Annotated in this window: 16 protein-coding genes and 1 rRNA gene; 11 read left to right on the top strand and 6 right to left on the bottom strand. The window is 60.0% G+C overall.

What is annotated here, in order from left to right; all coding sequences use genetic code 11:
- The first annotated feature begins 62 nt into the window (after positions 1-62).
- Positions 63-178: ribosomal RNA gene (rrf, locus tag RG836_RS03835) — 5S ribosomal RNA — on the top strand.
- Positions 179-245: 67 nt separating this feature from the next.
- On the opposite strand, the gene RG836_RS03830 is transcribed toward rrf, so the two are convergent.
- From RG836_RS03830 to RG836_RS03810, 5 genes are all read right to left on the bottom strand, one after another.
- Positions 246-695: an SRPBCC family protein gene (locus RG836_RS03830; RefSeq protein WP_310843340.1), complete on the bottom strand. Its 450-nt coding sequence runs from the start codon at positions 693-695 to the stop codon at positions 246-248.
- A 30-nt stretch (positions 696-725) separates the two neighbouring features.
- Positions 726-4,154, bottom strand: a complete 3,429-nt coding sequence (locus RG836_RS03825) for an amino acid adenylation domain-containing protein (RefSeq protein ID WP_310843338.1) — start codon at positions 4,152-4,154, stop codon at positions 726-728.
- Between the two features lie 13 nt (positions 4,155-4,167).
- Complete coding sequence (locus RG836_RS03820; protein WP_310843336.1) at positions 4,168-5,097, bottom strand: diiron oxygenase; 930 nt, start codon at positions 5,095-5,097, stop codon at positions 4,168-4,170.
- The gene (locus RG836_RS03815) at positions 5,094-5,870 is read right to left on the bottom strand and encodes a DUF3050 domain-containing protein (RefSeq protein ID WP_310843334.1); all 777 of its coding nucleotides are present in this window, start codon (positions 5,868-5,870) and stop codon (positions 5,094-5,096) included. Before RG836_RS03815 ends, RG836_RS03820 begins: the two co-directional genes overlap by 4 nt.
- Positions 5,871-6,609: 739 nt before the next feature.
- Complete coding sequence (locus RG836_RS03810) at positions 6,610-7,302, bottom strand: GntR family transcriptional regulator (RefSeq protein WP_310843332.1); 693 nt, start codon at positions 7,300-7,302, stop codon at positions 6,610-6,612.
- A 216-nt stretch (positions 7,303-7,518) separates the two neighbouring features.
- Between RG836_RS03810 and lapG the strand changes: the two genes are divergently transcribed.
- The 10 genes from lapG to pelG all read left to right on the top strand — a co-directional run bounded on the left by lapG (position 7,519) and on the right by pelG (position 23,794).
- Positions 7,519-8,211 (top strand): cysteine protease LapG, encoded by a 693-nt coding sequence (gene lapG, locus RG836_RS03805; protein WP_310843331.1) that lies wholly within the window; start codon positions 7,519-7,521, stop codon positions 8,209-8,211.
- A 14-nt stretch (positions 8,212-8,225) separates the two neighbouring features.
- Positions 8,226-10,172, top strand: a complete 1,947-nt coding sequence (gene lapD / locus RG836_RS03800; protein ID WP_310843329.1) for a cyclic di-GMP receptor LapD — start codon at positions 8,226-8,228, stop codon at positions 10,170-10,172.
- Between the two features lie 468 nt (positions 10,173-10,640).
- On the top strand, positions 10,641-11,573 hold the full coding sequence (locus RG836_RS03795; RefSeq protein ID WP_310843327.1) for an NAD-dependent epimerase/dehydratase family protein: 933 nt from the start codon (positions 10,641-10,643) through the stop codon (positions 11,571-11,573).
- A 57-nt stretch (positions 11,574-11,630) separates the two neighbouring features.
- Entirely contained in the window at positions 11,631-14,444 is a 2,814-nt protein-coding gene (locus tag RG836_RS03790) for a bifunctional glycoside hydrolase 114/ polysaccharide deacetylase family protein (RefSeq protein ID WP_310843326.1), read from the top strand.
- Positions 14,422-18,027 (top strand): tetratricopeptide repeat protein, encoded by a 3,606-nt coding sequence (locus tag RG836_RS03785; protein WP_310843325.1) that lies wholly within the window; start codon positions 14,422-14,424, stop codon positions 18,025-18,027. The genes RG836_RS03790 and RG836_RS03785 overlap by 23 nt, the downstream gene beginning before the upstream one ends.
- Before the next feature lie 26 nt (positions 18,028-18,053).
- Positions 18,054-18,572: a penicillin-binding protein activator LpoB gene (locus tag RG836_RS03780; protein WP_310843324.1), complete on the top strand. Its 519-nt coding sequence runs from the start codon at positions 18,054-18,056 to the stop codon at positions 18,570-18,572.
- A gap of 5 nt (positions 18,573-18,577) precedes the next feature.
- Positions 18,578-19,942 (top strand): PelD GGDEF domain-containing protein, encoded by a 1,365-nt coding sequence (locus RG836_RS03775; RefSeq protein WP_310843323.1) that lies wholly within the window; start codon positions 18,578-18,580, stop codon positions 19,940-19,942.
- Complete coding sequence (locus RG836_RS03770) at positions 19,920-20,909, top strand: HEAT repeat domain-containing protein (protein WP_310843321.1); 990 nt, start codon at positions 19,920-19,922, stop codon at positions 20,907-20,909. Before RG836_RS03775 ends, RG836_RS03770 begins: the two co-directional genes overlap by 23 nt.
- The gene (pelF, locus tag RG836_RS03765) at positions 20,906-22,423 is read left to right on the top strand and encodes a GT4 family glycosyltransferase PelF (protein ID WP_310843319.1); all 1,518 of its coding nucleotides are present in this window, start codon (positions 20,906-20,908) and stop codon (positions 22,421-22,423) included. The genes RG836_RS03770 and pelF overlap by 4 nt, the downstream gene beginning before the upstream one ends.
- Positions 22,424-23,794 carry an exopolysaccharide Pel transporter PelG gene (pelG, locus tag RG836_RS03760; protein ID WP_310843317.1) on the top strand — a complete coding sequence of 457 codons (1,371 nt, stop codon included), beginning with the start codon at positions 22,424-22,426 and terminating at the stop codon, positions 23,792-23,794. It begins immediately after the preceding gene.
- Positions 23,795-23,839: 45 nt separating this feature from the next.
- On the opposite strand, the gene RG836_RS03755 is transcribed toward pelG, so the two are convergent.
- Positions 23,840-24,178, bottom strand: a complete 339-nt coding sequence (locus tag RG836_RS03755) for a tryptophan synthase subunit beta (RefSeq protein WP_310843315.1) — start codon at positions 24,176-24,178, stop codon at positions 23,840-23,842.
- Positions 24,179-24,322: the final 144 nt, after the last annotated feature.

Below are 24,322 nucleotides of genomic sequence, written 5' to 3'. Positions count from 1 at the left end.
AGTAGAAGTTAATGATTTTCATCGGTACGTTGGGCAATACAAACGGGCCGGTTACAGAATTTCTTGACGACCATAGAGCATTGGAACCACCTGATCCCATCCCGAACTCAGCAGTGAAACGATGCATCGCCGATGGTAGTGTGGGGTTTCCCCATGTGAGAGTAGGTCATCGTCAAGATCAAATTCCGAAACCCCATCTGCGAAAGCAGATGGGGTTTTGTCATTTCAGGGTTTGAACCCGAGATTCAAGCAAAGCGCTTCAGCACATTGTCCATCGCGCCTTCGGCGAATGCCTGAAGAAAACCCGCCAGCTCCGCCGGTTCCGCATGGATGGTCCAGGTCGCGGTACAACCCGAATCATTAGGCAATGTCACCACCTTCATCGATGCCCACAAATTGCCGATTTCCAGCGTGTTGTAAAGCGTTGTCCAAGTCATGGTCATCGCTTGGTCATCACGGGAGTTGAGTTGTTCAACGACGATGTGCCCGCCCTCTATGAAGAACTTCTTACGCAGGGAGCCGACGCCTTCTCCGGTCATCTCGATGCGTTCGATGGCGGGGATAAAGTGATGAAAGCCGGCAAAATTACCCACCACTTTCCAAACCTCACGTGCGTCGGCCGGCACCGTAATCGACGCCGCCACTTCGCAGCCGGCCGGGTTTTTGATCAGCGTATCGGGGTGCAGAGTGTTCATGGTGTAACTCCTTGTTGACGTTGGGGTGAATCAGATGAAGTTGATTGCTTTCAGGTAGTCGCAACCGCGCCGCAAAAGCGCCGGAGACTTGGGCGGGTAATGCGCGCCCATTTGCCGGACCCCGGCGCGAGCGTTGTCGTGGCCGATCATCGAGATATCGCCGATGTCTTCCTCGAAGCCGTTGAGGTAGAAGCCCAGGACGCCGAATAACGCGTTGTCGCTGTCGACCCGCACCAGTTGCCGTTGCCAATCGGCAACGCTGACCATGTGAAACTGCCGCCCGCTCTCACGGAACGACGCCAGGTACGCCTCCCAGCTCAGGGGCTCAGGGTTGTGCAGATTGAACACCGCGTGTTCTGGCTGATAGCGGCTGGCATGGAAGGCGATGAAGCGCGCCAGAAAATCCACCGGCATCAGGTCGAAATTCAACGCCAGTTCCGGCACCTGGCCGAGTTGAATCGAGCCTTTAAGCATCAGCATCAGGCGGTTTTTGTGCGGCTGGCACACCCCGGTCAGGCTGTTGAAGCTGATGTTGCCGGGGCGGTACAGATTGACCCGCACACCTTGGGCGCGGGCGCGTTCGAGGATGCGTTCGCCGACCCACTTCGACAGGTTGTAGCCGTTCTTGATGTAGATCGGTGGCGTGTGGGCCGCCGGTTGCTCCAGCACTTGGCCATCGGCCGACAAACTGCTGGAGGCCGACAGTGTCGAGACGAAGTTGAAGATCTTTTTGCTGCGCCCCTCGCACAGCCGCAGGCACTCGAAGATCGGCTCGACGTTGTCCCGCGCCAGGCTTTCGTAATCCAGTACATGGTTGACGTTGGCCGCGTTGTGCACCAACGCGCCGAACTCGCGATCAATGCGCTCGTACACCGGGTCCGGCAAGCCCAGTTGCGTTTGGGTGATGTCGGCGGCATGCACCGTTACGCGGCTCAGATCCAAATTTTCAAGACGATTTTCCCGCAGCGACTGGGCGAAACGTTCCGCCGCCGAGTAACCACCGGATTCGCGCACCAGGCACACCACTTCGCTCGCACCCCACGCGAGCAGTGCCTCGACAATGTGTACGCCGAGAAAGCTGTTCGCCCCCGTCACCACGACCTTGTGCACATCGCCCATCTGGCTGACCGGGAGCGGTTCAAGATTGAGTTCGGCGTTGGCATCGATGAACGCCTGAGCGCTCAAAGGACCGGGGCTCAATACCTGCGCGTCATCGCTGAGTAAATGCGCCAGGGTGATCAAGGTCGGTGCTTCGATGAAGCGATTGATCGACAGGCCACGACCAAACTCTTCACGAATCGCCAGCAGCATCCGCGACAGCAAAATTGAATGACCGCCCAGGTTGAAGAAACTTTCGTCGGTGGATATCTCTTGCTCGGGCAGTTCCAGCAATTGCGACCACAGTGTCTGCAAACGCTGTTCGAGCGCATTGGCCGGCGAGCGTCGGGCGACCGCTGCTGAGCCGGCCGGCAGGTTCAGCAGCGCCCGCCGATCGACTTTGCCATTGCTGGTGTAGGGCAGTCGCGGCAGTTCGATGTAGGCGCCGGGGTGCATGTAGTTCGGCAGGCTGCGCTGCACATGCTCGCGCAAGGCCTCCCGTGCGACGCCGGGTTCGGGATCTTCGGGTTGCACCAGGAACGCCCGAATCCGCCGCTGTTCATCCACCACTACGGCAACTTGGCGAAACAACTGACTGCTGCGCAAGCAATACTCGATTTCCTCAGGCTCGACTCGAAAGCCGCGGATCTTCACTTGATTGTCCCGCCGGCCGGCGATTTCGATGCCGCTGTCCCTCCACTGGCCCAAATCGCCCGTGCGATACAGCCGTATCGACTCTCCATCGGGCAAGGTCAGCGTGATATAGCGCTCGGCGGTCAGGGTGGAATCGTTCAAGTAGCCGAGCCCGACGCCGGGTCCCGCGATGTACAACTCGCCCACGGTGTCCTGCGGCACCGGTTGCAACTGTTCATCGAGGATTAGCACTTGGTTGTTGGTGATCGGCAGCCCGAGAAGGCGATTGCTGTCGCCCGACTGGAAGTGGCGGGTGGTGGCGAGCACCGTGGTTTCGGTCGGCCCGTAGATGTTATGCACGTTGCACTGCTGCACCAATTGCTCGATCACGTAGGGCTCGCACACGTCGCCGCCAGTGATCAAATGCTCCAGGCCCAGCGGTGTCTCCAGCGGCAGGATACTCAGCAGCGCAGGTGGCAGGAACGCATGGCTGACGCGCTGTTGCTGCATCAGCGCAACCAGTTGCGGCGGATCGCGACGCTGATCTTCGTTGGGCACCACCAGCAATCCGCCAGCGATAAAGGTTGGCAGGATGTCCAACAACGACGCATCGAAATTGATGGTGGAAAACTGCAACGCCCGACTTTCGCTGCTCAGGCCGACGTGACCGGCGTACCAGGCACAGAAGTGGCTGAGGTTGCGCTGGCTGAGCAACACGCCTTTGGGTCGCCCGGTGGTGCCGGAGGTATAGATCGCCACGCAAGGATCGTTCGGGTTCACCGGGCGCCGGATCAGCGATGTCGTCGACTCCGCTGATCGGGCATTCACGGTGCTCACATCCAGCGTCGGCAGGTCGAGATCGGCCAAGTCATCCTGGCCGTCGTGCAACAGCAGCGCGGCGCCGGCATTGCCCAGAATGTAGCGCCGTCGCTCCGCCGGATGCTGCGGGTCGAGCGGCAAATACACTGCGCCGCAGCCAAGCACCGCGAGCATCGCCGCATACAGCGCCGTGGATTTGCCAAGGCTCACGCCAATCACCCAAGGCTGAACGCTGGGCTGCAGCGAAGCGGCGATGCGTTGTTGCAACGCCAGGCTCAGCGCTTGCATTTCGGCGTAACGGACGAAGACTCCCTCGACACACAGCGCCGGGCGTTCGGCATGCTGCAGCAAGCTCTCGCTGATCTTGCGCATCACCGGGATGTCGGCCGCCGCCAAGAGCGCTGGCACTGCCCGCTGATTGTGGCGATGGATGAAGGCCAGGGGATCCAGCGTTTGCAAGTCGCTCAGTGCCAGCGAGAAAGGGTTCTGTACCTGCGCCGGCAAGGTAGTGAAGTACCCCGCATCCCGCGAGAAGTGACTGACCAACGCCGCACAGGTCTCCACCACCGAGGCCACCGCGCGCAACCGTAGCGCCTGGCCGTTGCCCGAGGTTTCAGCTGCCAGTTCCTGGCGCAGAAACACCCCGCCAGCGTGCCGGTAAATCAGTTCAACCTTCGGTAGTGTGTCGCCAGATTCAGCGATCAGCGCGACGCGCACCGCCAAGTGCGCGGCCGCCATGTCTTCGGGCAACGGGCCAAGGCTGCCGTCATCGATCAGCAGATCCACCGCGTGCTCCAAGGTGCTTACCGCGCCCGGACCGACCACGCCATGCCCATGTTGTTGAAGTTCGGCCACCAGTCCGGCCATCGCCGGGCTGTGGCCGAACACTGCAATTTCTAGGCGTCTCATAAGGGTTCCTCCGCTAAACCAGGTAGTCGGCCAAGGCATCGCGCACGCACGGGGCGCTCAACATCGAGCTCCCGCGAAAGAAGCGCACGATGTTGCTCACCAAGGGATGGAAACGATTGATCGGGTACACCAGCGCGCAGGCTTCGTCGCGCAACGCTTGCTTGACTGACGCGTCTACCGGCAAATGCTCAATCAGTTCGAAGTCGAACTGCTGTTGCAGGTCGCTGCTCAGGTAGTGGTTGATGAAACCTGGCATCAAGCCGGCGATGGTTTGGCGATCCGCGTCCGGGGCGTCGTGCCAGTAAATCTGCACTAGCCGCGTCCAGAATCCGGAGTGCCGTCCCTCGTCGAGCAAATGGTCCGCCATCAGGCCCTTGATCGATTGCTTGACCGAGGCATCCTTGGCGAACGCCGCCACGTCGTTGGTCACGGTGTTCTCGGCAATCGCCACGCAGATCAATTCCACGGCGCTTTGCAAATGCGCCGGGGCCTTGGCCAGGGTCGCGGGGATCGCGCGGCTCAGTTCGATTTGCTGTGGCAACGGGATCGGCAGGATGCCGGTCATGTCGATGGTCTGCTGCATAAAGTCCATCGCCACCAGCGCGTGGTAATCCTCATCGATCACCACGGTCATCGCGTCGTAGCGGCAGGCGAACGGAAACACGATGCCGAAGCTGTTTTTGGCGATGCGTCGCGCGGTGTGGTCCACCAGCTCGGTCTCGAAAATCACCACGTCGTTGATGAATTTGTAGAGGCTCTGCACCAGCGCGAAGTCGCGGTGCTGTGGGCAGTGGCTGAGGAAGGTCTGGCTGTGCACCAGTGGCTGACGGCTCAGCGGGAAAATCAACTGATCGTCGTTTTCCACCCAGCGCCGGGGCCGAGTGCGAATGGTCGCGCGGCTTTCCCAAGCGTCGGCGAAGGAGCGATAGTCGGCGGCGATCATGGCGCCACCTCGGCCAGCGGCTCACGCATACTCACCCGCAGGCCATCCCACAAGGCGATGCGACTCTGCACCGCGGCGAGCGCGGCGGCATACACCTCGTGCTGACGTTGCTCGTCGCCGGCCACCAGTCGGGCCAGCAGTTCTTCGGCAGCCGGGCCGTGGTCTTCGGAATCGACCTCAATGTGCCGTTCCAGGTAGTAACGGAAGGTCGGCGCTTGTTCGAGGCCAATGCCCCAATCATCCAGAATGCGCTGGAACATCAGCGGGATGACGCTCTCGCGACCGTGCACGAACGCGGCAGCCACGCTATGCGCCGGTGCGTGCAGCGCGGTGTGCAAGGTGTGGCGCACGAACACCGCTGCGGCCGGATCGACCTCGACGCTCTGCAACGCGGTGTCGGCATTCACGCCGTCCTGCTGCAGGGCAATGAAGCGCTCGATCGCGTCAGTGCTGGCGCCAACTTCGCGCATGGCGTCCAGGTACAGCTCGAAATGACTGTAATGCCCGTGCGCCGGCCGATCATCCGACTCCTCGCCTAACACGATTTCATTGATCAGCCGTGCCGCATGAGGATCACTCGGCGGCAGCCATGGCAGGCGCACACAGGTCAGTTCCTGTTGCAGACGCTTGGTCAGCGACATGAAGTCCCACACTGCAAATACATGCGCTTCCATAAACCGCTGGAGCACACTCAATGAAGTAATTTCGGCAAAGATTGGATGTTCGCCGAGTTCATTTTTCTTGGCGATAAGTTGCTCTCTATTGGCTTTCATCGGTACGGCCTCATCCTGGATGTCGTGGGGCAGGCCACTGGCTCTTAGTTGTAACAGGCGAGCAAGTGCCTGAACCGAAGTTCATAGAAGTTAAACGGTTTGAAATGCTCGTCCCTGGTTTGCCGCATGACCCCGCACAGCGCCTTATGGCTGGGGTTGACCCAGAATGGCAGCGTGGCGTGGACAAGTTCAAGACGGTCGACAATGCGTCGACGAGCAAAAAACTAATACAGCGAACAAGTGCGCTGCAAGTACTTTTTATATAATTAGTTAGTTGCTATTTATCGGGCGCGAAGTTGCCTAATAAAACTTATAAGTTAAGTTTTGTCGGCGCGAAGTTGCTCCTTCCGATTTAAACTCATCAGAATTTTATTGATTGAGCGAATGCCTCACTCGGAGCAATTCTTAGTGTCGGAAGTGGTAATTGATTAATTGAGTGGACGAGGCGCGGGACGGGAGTCCGATCACGTCTCTCCGGGTCGACAATGCTCCTTGCACAGTGATTTCGATTCCTGAGCCATAGGGCCAGGGTCGGACGTCTCGGGGTTAGATTTAATCGGCAAATGCAAGAGTGTGCCCAAATCGCAGGCACCGCTATCGAAGCGAGGGCAAGGTTTCAGCGGGGTGGCAGCGGCGAGTCGACGCACAAGCTTGCCCGGCGGGCGGGCGCTCGTGCCGTGAGGTGTGGCGGGGATTTGTAAGAGGGTTATTCATCAGGTGAAACCGGGCCGTGGCCCGGTCACTGCGCGGAGCGTTGTTCCAGGTAACGCCGAATAGTCACGGAGGCATTTTCCAGGTGGCGTTGCAACACCATCACCGCGATGTCGATCGCTTTGTCATTGGCGGCGTCCACCAGTGCGATGTGGTCGTCCTGGGTCAACTTGCCCAGGCCCATGGACGACAGATGAAAACGCAGGAAGCGCTCTTCTTCGGCCAGTTCCAGTTCAATCATGCGCAGCAATTTGCTGTTAGGCGCCCGGTGGTACAGCGACATATGGAACAGGCGATTGAGCCGGCCAATCTCGGCATAGTCGGTTTCCACATCGAGCTGGCGAATGTATTCCCGGGCCTGGGCGATGTCGCTGGCTTCAAGCAGCGGAATGGACAGGCGCAATGCCTCCGATTCCAGCAACGAACGCAGCGCGTAGGTTTCCACGGCGTCGTTGTTGATCAGCGGGGCTACCACCGCGCCTTTGTGCTGGACCACATTCAACAACGATTGGGCTTCGAGTTGGCGCAGTGCTTCGCGCACCGGCATGCGGCTGACGCCGAACAGATCCGCCAGGTCTTGCTGACGCAACGCGGTGCCGCAGGGCAGGCGACCGTCGAGAATGGCCTGGCGCAGGGTCTCCTCGATGATCGCGCGCGCCCGGTGGGCCTCAATGGGGCCATTCACTTCGATACTGTTCAACGGATTCGACTTCTTTGTCACGACTACGCCACCCTGGACTTGATCAATAGAAATGTTGGATCCAATGGACCCTAGTAACGGCCACTGCGCTTGTCAAACCGTCCCGACGCCGTAGGTGCGCTGACGCATGAGCTAAAGTTTAGCGTGCCTGCGGTGATCGCAGCGTGCCATTGTTTTTTGACCGGGCGCGCTGCACCATCGATCGATTTCCTCTCCGCCCACACCGGATGGCCTGCCTTGGCGCCACGTTTCGCGATCCCTCAGCCCTTGCGCTGGTTGTGCAGCGCACTGTTGCTGGCCGGCATCATGCTGGGCGGCTTGCACGCTGATTGGGATTTTTCGCAAATCAGCCGCAAGGCTGAGGCACTGTACGGACCCTTGGGCGCAGGGCAACAGCGTATCGACGACTGGCAACAATTGTTGGCATCGCGCCAGTCCCTCGGCGAGGCAGAGCAGCTCAAAGTGGTGAACCTGTTCTTCAACCGCCAGTTGCGCTATCGAGAAGACACGGATCTCTGGCATCAGGTCGACTACTGGGCAACGCCCATCGAATCCTTGTGGAAAGGCGCCGGCGACTGCGAGGACTACGCGATCGCCAAGTATTTCAGCCTGCGCCATCTCGGGGTTTCCGCCGACAAGTTGCGCATTACCTACGTCAAAGCCGTGCGCCTCAATCGCGCGCACATGGTCTTGACCTACTATTCAAGCCCAGACGCCATGCCCTTGGTGCTCGATAGCCTGATTGACGCGATCGAGCCGGCCAGCGTGCGCACCGACCTGTTGCCGGTCTACGCTTTCAATGCTGAAGGCGTTTGGCTGCCCGGTGCGCAGGGCAACAAAAAAGTCAGCGACACCAAACGCCTGTCCCGTTGGCAGGATGTGCTGAAAAAAATGCAGGCGGAAGGATTCCCGCTCGAAACGACTCAGTAGGAGCACGCGCGCCAATGTCATTGTTCAAGCAATTGTTGCTCGCCATCTGCCTGTTCCTGGTGGTCGCCTTCAGCGGCAGCTTCATGGTCAGCCTCGAAAGTTCTCGGGCGCAGTACGTCAATCAATTGCGCTCGCACGCACAGGACGCCGCTACGGCGCTGGCACTGTCACTGACGCCAAATATCGACGATCCGGCGATGGTCGAGCTGTTGGTGAGTTCGATTTTCGACAGCGGCTACTACGCAAGCATCCGGGTGATCGACCTCAAGACCAACCAGCCGTTGGTGGAGCGCAGCGGCGCGCCGGATGCCGGCAATGTGCCGAACTGGTTTGTCCTTTTGATCGGCCTGGAGCCCGCCGGCGGCGACGCGATTGTCAGTCGCGGCTGGGAGCAGGCGGCGCGAGTCGAAGTGGTCAGCCATCCGATGTTTGCCTTGGCCAAGCTGTGGCAGAGCGCGCTCGGCAGTCTCGGCTGGCTGGTGCTGTGCGGCGCTGTGAGCGCAGTGCTCGGCGCGCTGTTGCTGCGCCGCCAGCTCAAGCCGCTGGATTACATGGTGCAGCAGTCGCACGCCATCGCCCGGCGCGAATTCCTCAGTTTGCCGCAATTGCCGCGTACCCCGGAATTGCGCCGCGTGGTGCAAGCGATGAACCAGATGGTGGAGAAACTCAAGGCGCTGTTCCAAGAGCAGGCCGAGCGCAGCGAATTGCTGCGTGCCGAGTCATATCAGGACGCGCTCACCGGGTTGGCCAATCGGCGTTATTTCGAAATGCAGCTCAATGCACGAGTCAGCAGCACCGAGCGCGCCAGTTCCGGTTACTTGCTGCTGTTGCGGGTGCAGGACCTGGCCGGCCTCAACCAGCGCCTAGGGGGCCAGCGCACTGACGCCTTGTTGAAAATCGTCGGCGAACTGCTGTCCCGTGAGTGCGCCAGGTACCCGGAAACGCAGAACCTGGTGACGCGTATACGCGGCGGCGAATTTGCCGTGCTGGCGCCAGGGCTGGTGCGCGAGGAAGCCCTGCACCTGGCCCAGGCGCTGGAATCGGCGCTGGCCACCCTGCACAGCACCGGCGCCACCGACCGCGCCGCCGTGGCCTCGATCGGCCTGGTGCCGTTCATCCACGGCGACGCGCCGCAAGCGCTGCTGGCACTGGGTGACGAAGCCCTGGCTCAGGCCGAGGCGGGCAATGACAGCCACTTCGTGTGCCTCGACCACAGTGCGCTCGAGGAGGTTGGCGATGACCATCACGCCTGGCACTCCTTGCTCGACCAGGCACTGCAACAGCGGCGTTTCGAGTTGTACTTCCAGCCAGTGGTCGCTTGTGGCGATCCGAGCCTGGTGCTGCATTACAAAGTGCTGTCGCGGGTGGTGGATGATCACGGCCATACCCTGCCTGCCGGGCGCTTCCTGCCGTGGCTGGAGCGCTTTGGCTGGATGGCGAGGATGGATCGGCTGATGCTTGAGCAAGTGCTGGCGCAAATGGCCGGGCACGACGCTTCGCTGGCGCTGAACCTGTCGTCCGCCACTTTCAACGATCCGCAAGCGTTGAACCGTATCGTCGAATTGCTGCGCAGCCACGCCCACCTCGGGCCGCGCCTCACCCTGGAGATCGGTGAGGAACAACTGCCGGACCAAGCTGTACTCGAACAACTCACCCGGCGCCTGCGCGAGTTGGGTTTCTCTCTCAGCCTGCAACACTTCGGCGGGCGCTTCAGCATGATTGGCAACCTGGCGCGGCTGGGTTTGGCCTATCTGAAAATCGACGGCAGCTACATCCGTGCGATCGATCAAGAAAGCGACAAGCGTCTGTTTATCGAAGCCGTCCAGCGCGCCGCCCACAGCATCGACTTGCCGCTGATTGCCGAACGGATCGAGACCGAAGGCGAGTTGGCGGTGATCCGGGAGATGGGGTTGTACGGCGCACAAGGGCAGTTATTCGGTGAGCCAAAGCCGTGGGCCTGAGGCCAGAAAAAGGAACCAATACTGGCGTGCGCGCCTCATACAGCCGCCTCCGAGTTTTTTTTGCCGCAGCAGGCAAACTCTAAAATTCGATGCTTAACTGGGTGTTTCATAGCTGAAACGGTCAGTCTTTTCACTATCGTCATGAATTCCAAGTCATTACAGATGGACCCCTTTCGATCGCCAAATAAATGACTATTTTTGCTATTTTTGACCGCTCAGCGGCATTTTAGACAATCTATTGACAGTGGGGTGGCAATCTCCGATGATTTCATGGCTTTTTAATGGCCTTAAGCCATAAAAGTGACGTCCTTTGTTACGGATTGTTGTCTTATGCCCCCTCGGTTGGGGCTACAGGCGATGGCGCGAGTTGGACACGATTGGCGTGGCATCAGGGGTAAAGATTTAACGAAGTACGTTGTAGCGGACTTCTGACACTAGTTGCCGATTGAATCTTCAGGAAGAAACTTCATGGTAGTTGAGCGCGTATTGGTCACCGGCGGAGCCGGATTCATCGGGTCCCACCTTGTCGACGCATTGCTGGGCAAGGGCTGCAAAGTTCGTGTGCTGGACAATTTGTCGACCGGCAAAACCAGTAATCTGCCCATCGACAATGCTGATCTGGAGCTCATCGTCGGTGACGTTGCTGACGCCAGCGTAGTGGCACAAGCCATGAGCGGCTGCAATGCCGTCGTGCATCTGGCTGCGGTGGCTTCAGTGCAAGCCTCGGTCGACGATCCGGTCAGCACCCACCAAGCCAATTTCGTCGGCACGCTCAACGTCTGCGAAAGCATGCTCAAGGCCGGGATCAAGCGTGTGGTGTTTGCCTCCAGCGCGGCGATCTACGGCAACAACGGCGAAGGCACGGCGATTCACGAAGACACGCCGAAATCGCCGCTTACCCCCTACGCCAGCGACAAACTGGCCAGCGAGTATTACCTGGATTTCTATCGCCGCGAGCACGGCCTGGAACCAGTGATCCTGCGTTTCTTCAACATCTTCGGTCCACGCCAGGACCCGTCCTCGCCGTATTCCGGCGTGATCAGCATTTTTGCCGAGCGCGCTATCAAGCAGCAGCCGATTTCGGTATTCGGCGACGGCGAACAGACCCGTGACTTCGTGTTTGTGCAAGACCTGGTGAGCATCCTGGTCCAGGCCGTTCATGCGCACAAACCAGGTCCGGGGGCCGTGAATGTCGGCCTCAGCCGCGCCACCAGCCTCAACGACTTGATTACTGAACTCGGGACCGCAACCGGCAGTCCGTTGTCGGTCACCCACCATGCGCCACGACAGGGCGACATTCGCCACTCGCGCGCCAACAATAATCGCCTGCTCGAGCGTTTCGCGCTGACCGCGCCAACGCCTATCGGCGCAGGCCTGGCGCAGCTTATCCGCAGTCTGTAACTCGGCAGTTGTCCGACGTTTCACGCGGTATCGGTTCAGTCATTTCAAGAGTGAGTTATGGAAATCGTATTTCGCAATACGCGGGTCAGCGCGGTCGCCAAGCGACTGCTGGCAGCCTTGGCACTCTTTGTCGGCGGCCCTGCCGTGCATGCTGCTGGCCTGCCGCAACCTTCCAGTGTGGTGTTCTGGTATGCCGATCAGCCGCCATTGGCCGAGCTGTCGCAGTTCGAATGGTCGGTGGTCGAACCCGGCCACATGACGGCAGCGGACGTCAAAACCCTGCGCAAACTCGGCAGCCAACCGTTCGCCTATGTCTCCATCGGTGAGTTCGACGGCACCAAGGCCGACATCGACGAGGCCGGCCTGACTAAAGCCGTTACCCCGGTGCGCAACGATTCCTGGGACAGCCAGGTCATGGACCTGACTTCACCTGCCTGGCGCGAGCATTTGCTCGGTCGCGCCAAAGCATTGCAGGCCCAAGGGTATGCCGGCCTGTTCCTCGACACGCTCGATAGTTTCCAACTGTTGCCGGAAGCCTCCCGCGAAGCCCAGCGCGTCGGCCTGGCCTCGCTGCTGCGTGAAATGCACAAGCGCCAACCGAACCTGAAACTGTTTTTCAACCGTGGATTTGAAGTCCTGCCCGAGCTCGACGGCGTCGCCGCCGCCGTGGCCTTCGAGTCGCTGTACGCCGGTTGGGATGCCGCCGCCAAGCGCTATCGTCCGGTCCCGGAAGCCGATCGCCAATGGTTGCTGGGTCAATTGCAGCCACTGCGCGCCAAGGGTATCCCGCTGGTAGCCATTGACTACTTGCCGCCTGAGCGTCGCGAAGAAGCACGCAAACTGGCCAAGCGGTTGCGCGATGAAGGCTACATTCCTTTCATCAGCACCCCTGAGCTGGACACGATGGGCATCAGTAACGTCGAAGTGCAGCCGCGTCGGGTTGCACTGGTCTACGACCCGCGTGAAGGGGACTTGGCCTACAACGCGGGGCACTCGTTGCTCGGTGGGTTGCTCGAGTATCTCGGCTATCGCGTCGATTACCTTCCTGCCACCAGCGCCATGCCGGCGTATCGCTTCAGCGGTTTGTACGCTGGGGTGATTACATGGATGACCAGCGGTCCGCCACAGGACAGCCCGGCCTTCAATCGGTTTATCAGCCAGCGACTGGATGAGCATGTCCCCGTAGTGTTTTTTGCTGGTTTGCCTATCGAAGATAAGGTTTTGCTCAAGCGCATCGGCCTTAATCGTGAGGCACCGCCAGGCACTCAGGCCCTGACCATCACGCACCAGGACAACACGCTGCTGGGGGCGTTCGAAGCACCGGTGCAACCCCGATCCCGTGACTTGACCGCTGTTTCCACGCTACCCAACGGCCCCAAAGCGGCACTCTCGCTGGTCAATAACAGCGGCGATGTGTTCACGCCGGTAGTCGTTGGCGATTGGGGCGGTCTGGCGCTGGCGCCGTACATTCTGGAAGTGAACAACGAGCGCAGCCGCTGGATTCTCGATCCGTTCGCTTTTCTGAAAGCCAGCCTTCGCTTGCCGGAACAGCCGCGCCCGGATACCACCACCGAGAACGGTCGTCGAATCGCTACGGTGCACATCGATGGTGATGGCTTCCCGTCCCGAGCCGAAGTTCGAGGCACGCCCTACGCCGGCCGTCATACGCTGGAAGACTTCATCAAGCCCTATCCGTTTTTGACGTCGGTCTCGATCGTCGAGGGCGAGATTTCGCCGCGCGGCATGTTCCCGCATCTGGCCCGTGAGCTGGAGCCCATCGCTCGCGAGCTGTTCGCCAACCCCAAGGTCGAAGTCGCCACGCACACCTTCAGTCACCCGTTTTTCATGCAGCCGGAAAAGGCGCGTAAACGTGAGAATTTCAAGCCCGAATACGGCTTGAATATGAAGATCCCCGGCTACGACAAAATCGATTTCCGTCGCGAAATTTTTGGTTCGCGGGATTACATCAATCAGAACCTCACCACCCCTGAAAAACCGGTGAAGATGGTCTTCTGGCCGGGCGATGCGTTGCCGTCGGCAGACACGCTCAAGCTGGCCTATGACGCGGGTCTGAAAAACGTCAATGGTGCCGAAACCATGATGACCAAGGCTAATCCGTCGCTGACGGGCCTCAATCCGCTTATCCGGCCAACTGAAGGTGGGTTGCAGTATTACGCGCCGATCATCAATGAAAATCTCTACACCAACCTCTGGAAAGGCCCGTATTACGGATTCCGTGAGGTTATCGATACCTTCGAATTGACTAACAAACCGCGGCGTCTGCGTGGCCTGCACCTTTACTACCACTTTTACTCCAGCACCAAGCAAGCTTCGATCAAGGCCATGTACGAGATCTACGGCTACATGCGTGATCAGCAGCCAATGTCGTTGTGGATGAGCGATTACATCGACCGTCTCCATGGTCTGTATCAGTCGAGCCTGGCACGGACAGCCGATGGCGCCTGGCAGGTACGGGGCATGGACGCGTTGCGCACCCTGCGCCTGGACCCGCAAATGGGCTGGCCGGATCTGCTGCGTTCGCAGGGGATCGCCGGGGTCCGCGACTTGCCGGAAGGGCGCTACGTGCATTTGAGCAGCGACAGTGCGTTGCTGGTTTTGCGTCCCGACAGGGATGACAGGCCGGCACTGGAGGAGGCCAATCTGCCGTTGGTGGATTGGCGTTACCTGGATGATCGGCGCGTGAACTTTTCGTTCGCCGGGCAGTTCGATCTGACCTTCTCGGTTCGCTCTTCGAGCGCGTGCCGGGTCGAAGTGGACGGACAACGTTTTGCAGGCAAGGCATCCGCCGGCCTGTGGGTTTTTCAATTACCAATGAAGCAGGTGAGTAATGGTCAGCTCCTCTGCAACTAAAAATAGCCGCCTGCTCAATCCTTGGGCACTGGCGGTAGTGGCGGTTGCTGTGGGAGGTCTCCTGTGGGCGACCTTCCAGCGTGAAGAAGTATTCCAGCCCGATGGACGCGAGCCTGATGCGGTGTCGGCCAACTATGCCGAACTGCTCCTGGCAGCCCACCCGGATGATGACCACCTGCGGTTGCAGTTGGTCGATCTGCTGATTCGTCTGGGCGATTACGAAAAGGCGCGCAAGCACCTGGAGGCCTGGCCGAAGCCGGTCCCGGAGGTTCAGGCCTACTATCGCCTGGAACTCGACGCGTTGGTGGCGGCGAGCACAAACGATCTGATCGCCCAGCAGGCATTGGTCGAGCGTCTTCAGAGCTTCGACCACCGCAAGTTGCAGCTGCCGCAATTGCAGAATCTGGCGAAGCTGGCGCTGACATTACAGGCGCCGGCATTCGCGGCAAGTGTGTATGAGGAGATCGCCGACCGCGAACCGAAGCTGCGTATCGAGTCGCTGAAATCAGCGGCCCGCTGGTATCTGGCGGCCGAGCAGCCGGGACGGTCCGCCGAAATCTATCTTCAGCTCAAGCGCGAAACCCAAGTGCCCGCCGAGCGCCGCGAATACGCGGAGCTGGCGTTCAAAAGCTTGTTAGCCGCGGGCCAGGGCGACCAGGCCGCTCAGGTGCTCTCCGACGAATTACCACAGCTTAACAACCCTCAAACCGATGCGCCGTGGCTTGAGCAAGGCGTAGATGTTGCGGTTGCCAGCAAGCGTTTTGACCTGGCGCAACGTGTACTCAAGCAGTGGCAAGTCTTGCAACCGGATAACCCGCAAATCCCGCTCAAGGCATTCCATGTCCGCCTGGCCATCGGGGATTTGGCGGGGGCCTGGGAAACCGGCCAGCAGTTGGTCATCGATCATCCCGAAGATCCGCTCTTGCTTGAGCAAATGGCGAAACTCGGTGAATGGCGCGGCGAGAACGAAGCAGCGTTGGGCTACTGGATTCGTTTGCTCAAGCTGCGTGAAGACCCGGCCATCCGCGAGCACGCTTGGCGCTTGGCGAGTCAGCAATTCGATTTTGACCGTTCGATTCCGTTGCTTGAAGAAATCATGGATCAGCGCGCCCTGACCGACATCGAACTCGATGCGCTGATCTACGGTCACGAATCACGCGGCACGCCCCATGAGGCGGAAGCCTGGTTGCGTAAGTACTTGCGCAAGTACCCACAACATCGGCTGGCGTGGTCGAGACTGCTGCAAAACCTCGAGAACACCGGGCAGTTCGCAAGCAAAGCGAAGCTCTACAGGGACTATGCCAAACGCTTCAAGCTCAATAGCACCGAACAGGTCGATTTCGCCAATACCTACCTGAAGCTGTTTGATAACCAGTCGGCATGGGAAGTCCTGCAGGCGGATGATCAGTCGATTAACGACGAAGAATACTGGCGTGCGCGGGCGTCCCTGGCGTGGGATCTGGAGCGCGATGAAGATTTGCGGGTGTCTCTAGAGAAATTGCTCGCCATCAATGGCAAATTGACCAGCGGTGATGAAAGCCAGTTGATCACGCTTTATCGCGTCAGCGATCCTCAACGGGCGCTGAAACTGACGATCGCCAGCTGGCAGCGAACCCGAGATCCCCAGCGCCTGGTTGAAGCACTTCAGCAAGCCCAGGACCTGCAAGAATGGTCACAGGTCGTGGCGTTGCTCGAGGATGCCGAGCAATTCCCGGAGGCCTATGAGCAAGCTCAGGTGCTGGCCGTACGCGGTGCACTGGCCGTGCAGCAAGGCCAGCCAGGCGAAGCTGAACGCTTGTATCAGTTGGGGCTGTCACGCTACCCCGACGACAATCTGTTCCGCGAGCGGCTGATCTGGCTGTATGTCGATCAGGCCAACACCGCGCAACTGAAAACGTTGCTCGTCAAATGGCGTGCCCACGCCCGTGAAGACCGGCTTCTGTGGCTACCGTTTGCCAGTGCCAGCCAGATGCTGGGTCGTGATGCCGAAGCTTTGGCCTGGTATCGCATGTACCTCAAGGGCACCCCGAACGACTGGTTGGTCCGAGCAGCTTATGCCGATGCGCTGGAGAGCGCCGGCTACGAAGATGCGGCTCAACGCCTGCGGCTGAAACTGTTGCGCAGCCCCGAAGTTGACGATATTCAGCCCTCGTCCCAGCGTTATGCGATCTGGTTGCGTCTGATGGCTAGCAGCTATTCACCACGCAAGGCACAGCAGGAAGTGTCCAAGTGGAAAGACGGTTCTCCCTCCATGTTGCAGTTGTGGTTCGAACGTTTACTGGCGCGCCTCGATGCGACGAACCAGGAAACGCAAAAAGACCAGTGGCTGGAGTGGGCGCGCAGTCAGGGCCTGAAGGTCGAGCGTTACGAGCAGATCCAGGAAGCCTTGCGCAGTCGTAACAAGGCACAGGTCGAGACACTGTTGGCCAGCAGCGACCTTAACCCGGCGCAACGGGCCCAGGCTCTCAATCGACTGGGCCGCCTCGGTGAAGCACTCGACACCAGCCTGTCGGCGTTGGGTGATGAGCAGCCGGTGGCCGTGCGCGAGCAATTGCGCCGCCAGGCTGTGGAAATTCACGAGCGTACCCCTCAGGGCGCACAGATCTCCTGGCGTGAGCAAGATTTCGGCGGCCTGGAGTTCAATGCGCCTCGCCTGAAAATCGCACACAACCTGGGTGACAACTGGTACGCCGACGTTGAGCTGGAGCAAGGCAAATATCGCGGCGACGATATCGAATCATCGAAAATCGGCGAGGAGCGTAACGCGGCCTTGACCCTCGTGCGTGCGGTCGAGAACGGCAGCTACAAATTATTTGCCGACACCAGCCAGCGCAGCGACGACGACCGCAATGGCTTGGGTCTGTCGCGGACGTGGCAGGCGAGTCCAAGCGACGAATTCGAGCTGGGTTTTGACTGGCACCGTAAGAGCGAAGACAGTGGCTACATGCGTGCATTCGGCCAACACGACAGTCTCTGGCTGGGCGGGCGTCACGGGTTGACGGCGCGCGACCAACTGAGCTGGGAAGTGGCGCAGAAGTCGTTCTCGACCCGTGCCGGCGACAACCTGGGCACTGGTCAGGCCGTGAAGTTCGAATACAACCACACACTGGAGTTCGCCGGTCCCAACTGGACAGTGCGCAGCGGTGTCGATTACCAGAACAACCAAGTCAAGGATCGGAATCTGGATTATTTATCCAGTCGCAATGGCGGCCCGATATTCGTCACGCCGCAATCGGTGGACGAGGACGGGGTCCTTGATCCTAACGACACGCAAACTGTCACTGGCGACGATCTGCTGCAAAGCCGTTATGGCCAGCTGTATGTCGGCACCACCTGGCGGCGTGGCTTGCCGGGCGCCTTGGTGCGAACCCGTCCGCAATACACCTGGCTGGTGGATTTGACGGCGGGTTGGCAATGGACCGATCAAACCTTCAACTACGGCCTCAATACCGGGATCGGTGTTGAAGTGCTGGGTGATGACGAACTGGCCCTGACCTTCGGCTATCAATCCGCGCCACAAGGCGGGGATGGCAAGTCGGGCGGAACACTGGGTGTGAGCTACGGCGTGCGGTTTGGGCGCTGATCATGGAATGTCTACGGAGAAAAACTATGCAAGCAATTCGTAATTTGAGTTTGGCCCTGACGGTCCTGTTCGTCGCCGGCTGCGCCAGCTTCACCGACGAAGCCAGCCCGAACCTGTCCCGCAGTGCCCAATGGGGTGTCGTGCCGATGGTCAACTATTCGCAGACACCGCAAGCCGGTGAGCGCAGTGAGCAGATCTTGCTCAGTGTGCTCAGCAGCCACGGTCTGCAGCCGCGGGTATACCCGTCGAACACCCAGGGCGAATCAGCGCTGATGGACGATAACGAACGTTTGGCCGGCGCACTGGATTGGGCGCGCCAGCAGAAGCTCGACTATGTGGTGTCCGGCTCCGTTGAAGAGTGGCAATACAAGAACGGCCTGGACGGCGAGCCCGCAGTAGGTATCAGCCTGCGCGTGCTTGAAGCCAGCACCGGTCGCGTGCTTTGGAGCAAAAGTGGCGCGCGTGCCGGCTGGTCCCGTGAAAGCCTGGCTGGCACTGCGCAAACGGTGCTCGACAAACTTGTTGGCGCCCTTCGGTTCGAGTGATCGCAATGAATTCTCCACACATGGATTACAGCCTGGCGCCTCGCGCCAGCGGCCCGGTGTCTTGGCTGGAAACGTTCCTGGTCACCGGTGCGGTCATTGGCCTGGGCCTGTGGCTGACCCCCGAGGACCCGTTGCAAATGCACGGCGGTTTCCCATGGTCGGTGCTGGCGCCGCTGCTGTTAGGTGTGCGCTATGGATTTGTGCGCGGCCTGGTCAGCGCGAGCCTGTTGGTGATCGCGGTGTTCGTGCTGCGCTTCAATGGCCACGAAGGCTACGCGCAGCTTGAGCCATCGTTCATCGTCGGGGTATTAGTCTGCGGCATGCTGGTGGGCGAGGTGCGTGATCTGTGGGAGCGGCGCATGCAGCGTCTGCAGATGGCCAACGATTACCGGCAGTACCGGCTCGACGAATTTACTCGCTCGCACCAGATTCTGCGGGTGTCCCACGATCTGCTGGAACAACGCGTGGCCGGCAGTGACCAGAGCCTGCGCAGTTCCTTGCTCGGCCTGCGGGACAAACTGCGGGTGCTGCCAGACGAAGACGATGCGCTCAAGGTCCTGGCCGATCCGGTGGTGGCGGTGCTTGGCCAATACGGCTCGCTGCGCGTGGCCGGACTGTATAGGGTCGACGAGCGTGAAGAACGCCTGTTGCCCGAGCCGTTGGCGACCATCGGCGTGATGGGGCCACTGGATACCAACGACGGTCTGGTCAAGCTGTGCCTTGAACGTGGAGAACTGGTGAGCGTGCGTCAGGAACTGCTCGATGTGGGCGGCTCTGAACAGTTCTCGTCGTTGCAGGCGTGCATCCCGTTGATCGATGCCGAAGGTCGTCTGCTGGCGATTCTGGCCGTGCGACAGATGCCGTTCTTCGCGTTTCAGGATCGGACCCTGAGCCTGCTGGCATTGCTGGCCGGGCACATCGCCGACCTGTTGCGCCGCGACACGCAGGTGCTGCAACTGGCCGATGCCGACGCACAGCATTTCACCCTGCAGCTCAAGCGCTCGCTGGTGGATGTCGAGAAGCATCAATTGTCGGCCGGCCTGTTCGCCTTCGAACTGACCCGTCCCAACGATGAGCTGACGCGTCTGCTGGAGCGCAGCCAGCGTGGTCTCGACCTGCATTTGCCGCTGCGCAACAACCGCGACCACCATCTGTTGCTGGTGCTGCTGCCGTTGACCAGCCCGCAAGGCACCGAGGGTTACCTGGCGCGCATCAACACACTGCTGCACGAACACTTTGGCATTGAAAGTGACATGAACAGCCTTGGCGTTCGTGTGCTGCCTTTCAACCTGGAGCCTGGCGACCAAAACGGGCTGCGTAACTTCCTGTTCAACGAGTGTGGACTGAATGATCAGCAAGTGGCTGTTTAGCGGAGCCTTGTTGTTAGAGGCGGGCAGTTGGACCGGCTTATGGTTGCCAGCGCCCGAGTTGCAGCAATTGCTGGTGTTTCTGCTCAGCCATACCTTGGCGTGCGTGATGTTGTGCGCGGCGGTGTGGCTGTTGTTGCCGGCACGTTACCGCGCGCCATTGCCGTGGAGCCCGCTGTTTATTTTCAGCCTGGCGTTCTTTGTGCCGGTGATCGGTGCGCTGGGCGTGGTGGTGGCGATTTTCCCGGCGTTGTACCTGCCGCGTAAACGCGACAAACAAGCCTGGCAAGCCGTGGGCATTCCGAGTCTGCCGTTCAGTGCGCAGCAGCAACTGCATTCGCCGATCTTCGCCGATGGCGGCTTGCAGGATGTGCTGCGTCACGCGCCCGACCCGGACCAACGCCTGGCCGCGTTGCTGGCGACCCGCCGGATGCCGGGCAAGGAAGCGGTGCCGATTCTGAAACTGGCGCTCGGCGACCCGAGCGACGACGTGCGGCTGCTGGCCTATTCAATGCTCGACAAGCAGGAAAGCGACATCAACCTGCGCATCCAGACTGCGCTCGGGCAACTGCCTGGCGCCAAGATCAAAGCCGCTGGTGCGTTACACGGCACCCTGGCCCGTTGGTATTGGGAGCTGGCCTACCTGGGCCTGGCTCAAGGCAGCGTGCTTGAACACGTACTTGGTCAAGCCAGCGAGCATGCCGAGCTGGGACTGCAAGCGGGCGAAGGCGGCGAGTTGATCCTGCTGGCCGGGCGTATTGCGCTGGAGCGCGGCGACATCGAACGCGCGGAAGCGCTGCTGGCCCAGGCTCAGGAAAACGGCATGGGCGCTGCTCAGGTTCTGCCGTTCCGCGCCGAGCTGGCGTTCGAAGCCGGCCACTATCAAGAAATCCCGAAGTTGCTCGCGCGCCTTCCGGAGAAAACCCGTCAGCGGCCACCCTTTGCTGACTTGGTGAGGACCTGGAAATGATCGGTCACAAGGAAGAGGCACCGGTTGCCGACATTTGCCTGTTGCTCGAAGGCACCTGGCCTTATGTGCGTGGCGGTGTGTCGGGCTGGATTCACCAGATGATCCTTGGCCTGCCGGAAGTCACCTTCTCGGTGATGTTCATCGGCGGCCAGCGCTCGGCGTATCCGACCCGTCGCTACGAAATTCCGCCCAATGTGTTGCACATCGAAGAAGTGTTCCTCGAAGACGCGACGCACCCCGCGGACAGCCATGGCACGCCGCGCGACGCCAACCCGCAACAGTTGCAGGATCTGTATCGGTTCCTGCATCACCCGGACGCGCCGGAGCCGGCACTGGGCGAGCGTTTGCTCAATTACATCGCCCAGGGTCAGCTGACCCTCGACGATGTGCTGCGCAGCCGTGCAAGTTGGGATGTGTTGAGCGAAGGTTATCGCCAGCATTGCGCCGACCCGTCGTTCGTCAACTATTTCTGGACCCTGCGCTCCATGCAGTCGCCGCTGCTGTTACTCGCTCAGGCGTCGTACCGGATGCCGCGAGCGCGGGCATTGCATTCGATTTCCACCGGTTACGCCGGGTTGGTGGGCTGCATTCTCAAGCAGCGCTGGAACTGCACTTATCTGCTCAGCGAGCACGGTATCTACACTAAGGAACGCAAGATCGACCTGGCGCAAGCCAGCTGGATTGCCGAGAGCTCAGGTCAGGCGCTGAACCGCAGCCTCGATGTCGGCTCGGGATACATCCGGATGCTCTGGGTGCGTTTCTTCGAGCGTATCGGGCAACTGACCTACAACAGCGCCGACAACATCATTTCGTTGTATGACGGGAACCGTCAGCGGCAGATCAAGGATGGCGCCGAGGCTCATCGCACGCAGATCATCCCCAACGGCATCAACCTGTCGCAGTGGACCAGCGCCCTGGAAAACCGTGCGCCGGGGATTGCCCCGGTGGTCGGCCTGATCGGCCGCGTGGTGCCGATCAAAGACGTGAAAACCTTCCTGCGGGCCATGCGTGGTGTTATCAGCGCCATGCCGCAGGCCGAAGGCTGGATCGTCGGCCCGGAAGAGGAAGACCCGGAATACGTCAGCGAATGCCGCAGCCTGATGGCCAGCCTCGGGCTGGAGGGCAAGGTGCATTTCCTCGGGTTCCAGCGCATCCAGGACATCCTGCCGCAACTGGGCCTGATGGTGCTGACCTCGATCAGTGAAGCCCAGCCGCTGGTGATCCTCGAAGCCTGGGCCGCCGGTACGCCGGTGGTCAGCAGCGACGTGGGTTCGTGCCGCGAGTTGATCGAAGGCGGTATTGCCGAAGACCGTGACCTCGGCCACGCCGGCAAAGTGGTGGCGATCGCCGATCCACAAGCCACCTGCGCGGCGATCCTCGAACTGCTGCGCAGCCCGCAACGCTGGGAGTCGGCACAGGCCAGCGGCTTGTTGCGGGTCAACCGTTATTACACCGAAGCCTTGATGCTGCAGCGCTACCGCGATTTGTATCAAGCAGCCATGGAGAACAGTTAAATGGCCGGCATTGGCTTCGAACTGCGCAAGATCCTTTCGCGCGATTCCTACACCGCAACCTTGCACGCTTACGTGTATGCCGGGTTGATCAGTTCCGGCCCGTGGGTGCTGTCGATCATCAGCGTGATGCTGGTGGGTATCATCAGCCTTGGCCTGCTGCTGCCAAACGTCTTGGTCGGGCAGTTTCTGGTCACGGTGACGTACCTGATGGCGACCTCGCTGATCCTCACCGGCGGTTTGCAGCTGTTCTTCACCCGGTTCGTGTCCGATCGATTGTTCGAGCAGAAATTCGAGCAGATCCTGCCGAACCTGCTGGGCATCCTGCTACTCGTCACAATCACCGCCGGCGTGCTTGGCACAATCATCCTGGTGACCCTGTTCACCCAGCCGCTGCTGTACCGCGTGCTGGTGCTGGCCAACTTCGTAGTGCTGTGCAACCTGTGGCTGGTGATCATCTTCCTCTCGGGGATGAAGGCCTATAACCGCATCCTGTTTGTGATGCTGGTGGGTTACACGCTGATGGTGGCGAGTGCCTATGTGCTGAGCTTCCTGCAGATGCCGGGCCTGTTGTTGGCGTTGTTGATCGGGCACAGCACACTGCTGTTCCTGTTCCTCTACGACATCTTGCGCGAGTACCGCGCCGAGAAACTGATCGCTTTCGATTTTCTCCAGCGCCGCCAGGTGTTTCTCAGCCTGCTGGCCACCGGGTTCTTCTACAACCTGGGGATCTGGATCGACAAATTTCTGTTCTGGTTCAACCCAGGCACGTCCAGCGAAGTGGTCGGCCCGTTGCGCGCGTCGATTCTGTACGACATGCCGATCTTCCTCGCGTACCTGGCGATTATTCCGGGCATGGCGGTGTTCCTGGTGCGCATCGAAACTGACTTTGCCGAGTGGTACGACCGACTGTTCCGGGCGATCCGCGAAGGCGAAACCCTGCAACACATCAGCTCGCTGAAAACCGAGATGACGTTGTCGATCCGCCAGGGCCTGCTGGAAATCTGCAAGGTTCAGGGGCTGACCGTGGTGCTGTTGTACCTGTTCGCGCCGCGTCTGCTGGAGTGGTTGGGCATCTCCAGTTATTACCTGCCGCTGTTCTACATCGACCTGATCGGGGTAAGCATCCAGGTGGTGTTCATGGCCCTGCTCAACGTGTTTTTCTACCTGGATAAACGCAAGGTCGTGTTGGAGTTATGCGTGTTGTTCGCCATCCTCAACGCCATCCTGACGTTGCTCAGCATGCACTTGGGTCCTAGCTTCTTTGGCTACGGTTTCACCCTGTCGTTGCTGATCTGCGTATTGCTGGGGCTGCATCGCCTGTCCACGGCCCTGGAAGACCTCGAGTACGACACCTTCATGATGTCGCGCTAACGCCACAGTCAGCACTCAATAGGTTCTTCACGCAAGGTGAAGAACCTAGATCAACCCGCCTTCCTCATCGTCCACCAAGTGATTCAGTCCGCCGAGATCCTCCCGAGCCTGGGAGCGGTCCATCAGTTTGGCCTGGGCGGCCGCGGGCAGATCGGTGACGCGGATCACCCCTTTGGCGGTCAGCACCTGGATCAAGTCGTCGAGCACCCGGATCATCTCCAGGTCACTCTGGCGCAACTGCTTGAGTCGACTCTCCACCAGGTTATTGGAATACCAGGCCTGGATGTCCGGGTGGTCATCTGGCAGGGTTTCAGTGGCGCCCGCGTAGGCGATGGTTTGCGCGCGGATCAGTTGACCGGTCGCGTCCCGTTGCACGTAAAACATCGCACATCCCTCCAGTTATGAACCGAGTCATGCTCAGCAGCATAGCTAATGGTGCGATTTACGTCGTAGTTGCCTTTTAAACAACCAGCCGTCAGCGGGTTAATTTGGATCCACTGTTACATTCGAACTAAGCAGGCGAATGGC

The organism is Pseudomonas rhizozeae (assembly GCF_031583775.1).
In the GTDB taxonomy this organism is placed as follows: domain Bacteria; phylum Pseudomonadota; class Gammaproteobacteria; order Pseudomonadales; family Pseudomonadaceae; genus Aquipseudomonas.
Note: the sequence above shows the minus strand (reverse complement) of the source record. Positions and strands in the feature narration are given on the sequence as shown.

Bases quoted from the DNA above. Each gene is read 5' to 3' on its own strand.
- lapD (WP_310843329.1), top strand. From the start codon at position 8,226: ATGTCATTGTTCAAGCAATTGTTGCTCGCCATCTGCCTGTTCCTGGTG.
- RG836_RS03780 (WP_310843324.1), top strand. From the start codon at position 18,054: ATGCAAGCAATTCGTAATTTGAGTTTGGCCCTGACGGTCCTGTTCGTC.
- RG836_RS03755 (WP_310843315.1), bottom strand. From the start codon at position 24,178: ATGTTTTACGTGCAACGGGACGCGACCGGTCAACTGATCCGCGCGCAA.
- RG836_RS03830 (WP_310843340.1), bottom strand. From the start codon at position 695: ATGAACACTCTGCACCCCGATACGCTGATCAAAAACCCGGCCGGCTGC.
- RG836_RS03775 (WP_310843323.1), top strand. From the start codon at position 18,578: ATGAATTCTCCACACATGGATTACAGCCTGGCGCCTCGCGCCAGCGGC.
- pelF (WP_310843319.1), top strand. From the start codon at position 20,906: ATGATCGGTCACAAGGAAGAGGCACCGGTTGCCGACATTTGCCTGTTG.
- pelG (WP_310843317.1), top strand. From the start codon at position 22,424: ATGGCCGGCATTGGCTTCGAACTGCGCAAGATCCTTTCGCGCGATTCC.
- RG836_RS03785 (WP_310843325.1), top strand. From the start codon at position 14,422: ATGGTCAGCTCCTCTGCAACTAAAAATAGCCGCCTGCTCAATCCTTGG.
- RG836_RS03815 (WP_310843334.1), bottom strand. From the start codon at position 5,870: ATGAAAGCCAATAGAGAGCAACTTATCGCCAAGAAAAATGAACTCGGC.
- RG836_RS03820 (WP_310843336.1), bottom strand. From the start codon at position 5,097: ATGATCGCCGCCGACTATCGCTCCTTCGCCGACGCTTGGGAAAGCCGC.
- RG836_RS03790 (WP_310843326.1), top strand. From the start codon at position 11,631: ATGGAAATCGTATTTCGCAATACGCGGGTCAGCGCGGTCGCCAAGCGA.
- RG836_RS03770 (WP_310843321.1), top strand. From the start codon at position 19,920: ATGATCAGCAAGTGGCTGTTTAGCGGAGCCTTGTTGTTAGAGGCGGGC.
- RG836_RS03795 (WP_310843327.1), top strand. From the start codon at position 10,641: ATGGTAGTTGAGCGCGTATTGGTCACCGGCGGAGCCGGATTCATCGGG.
- RG836_RS03825 (WP_310843338.1), bottom strand. From the start codon at position 4,154: ATGAGACGCCTAGAAATTGCAGTGTTCGGCCACAGCCCGGCGATGGCC.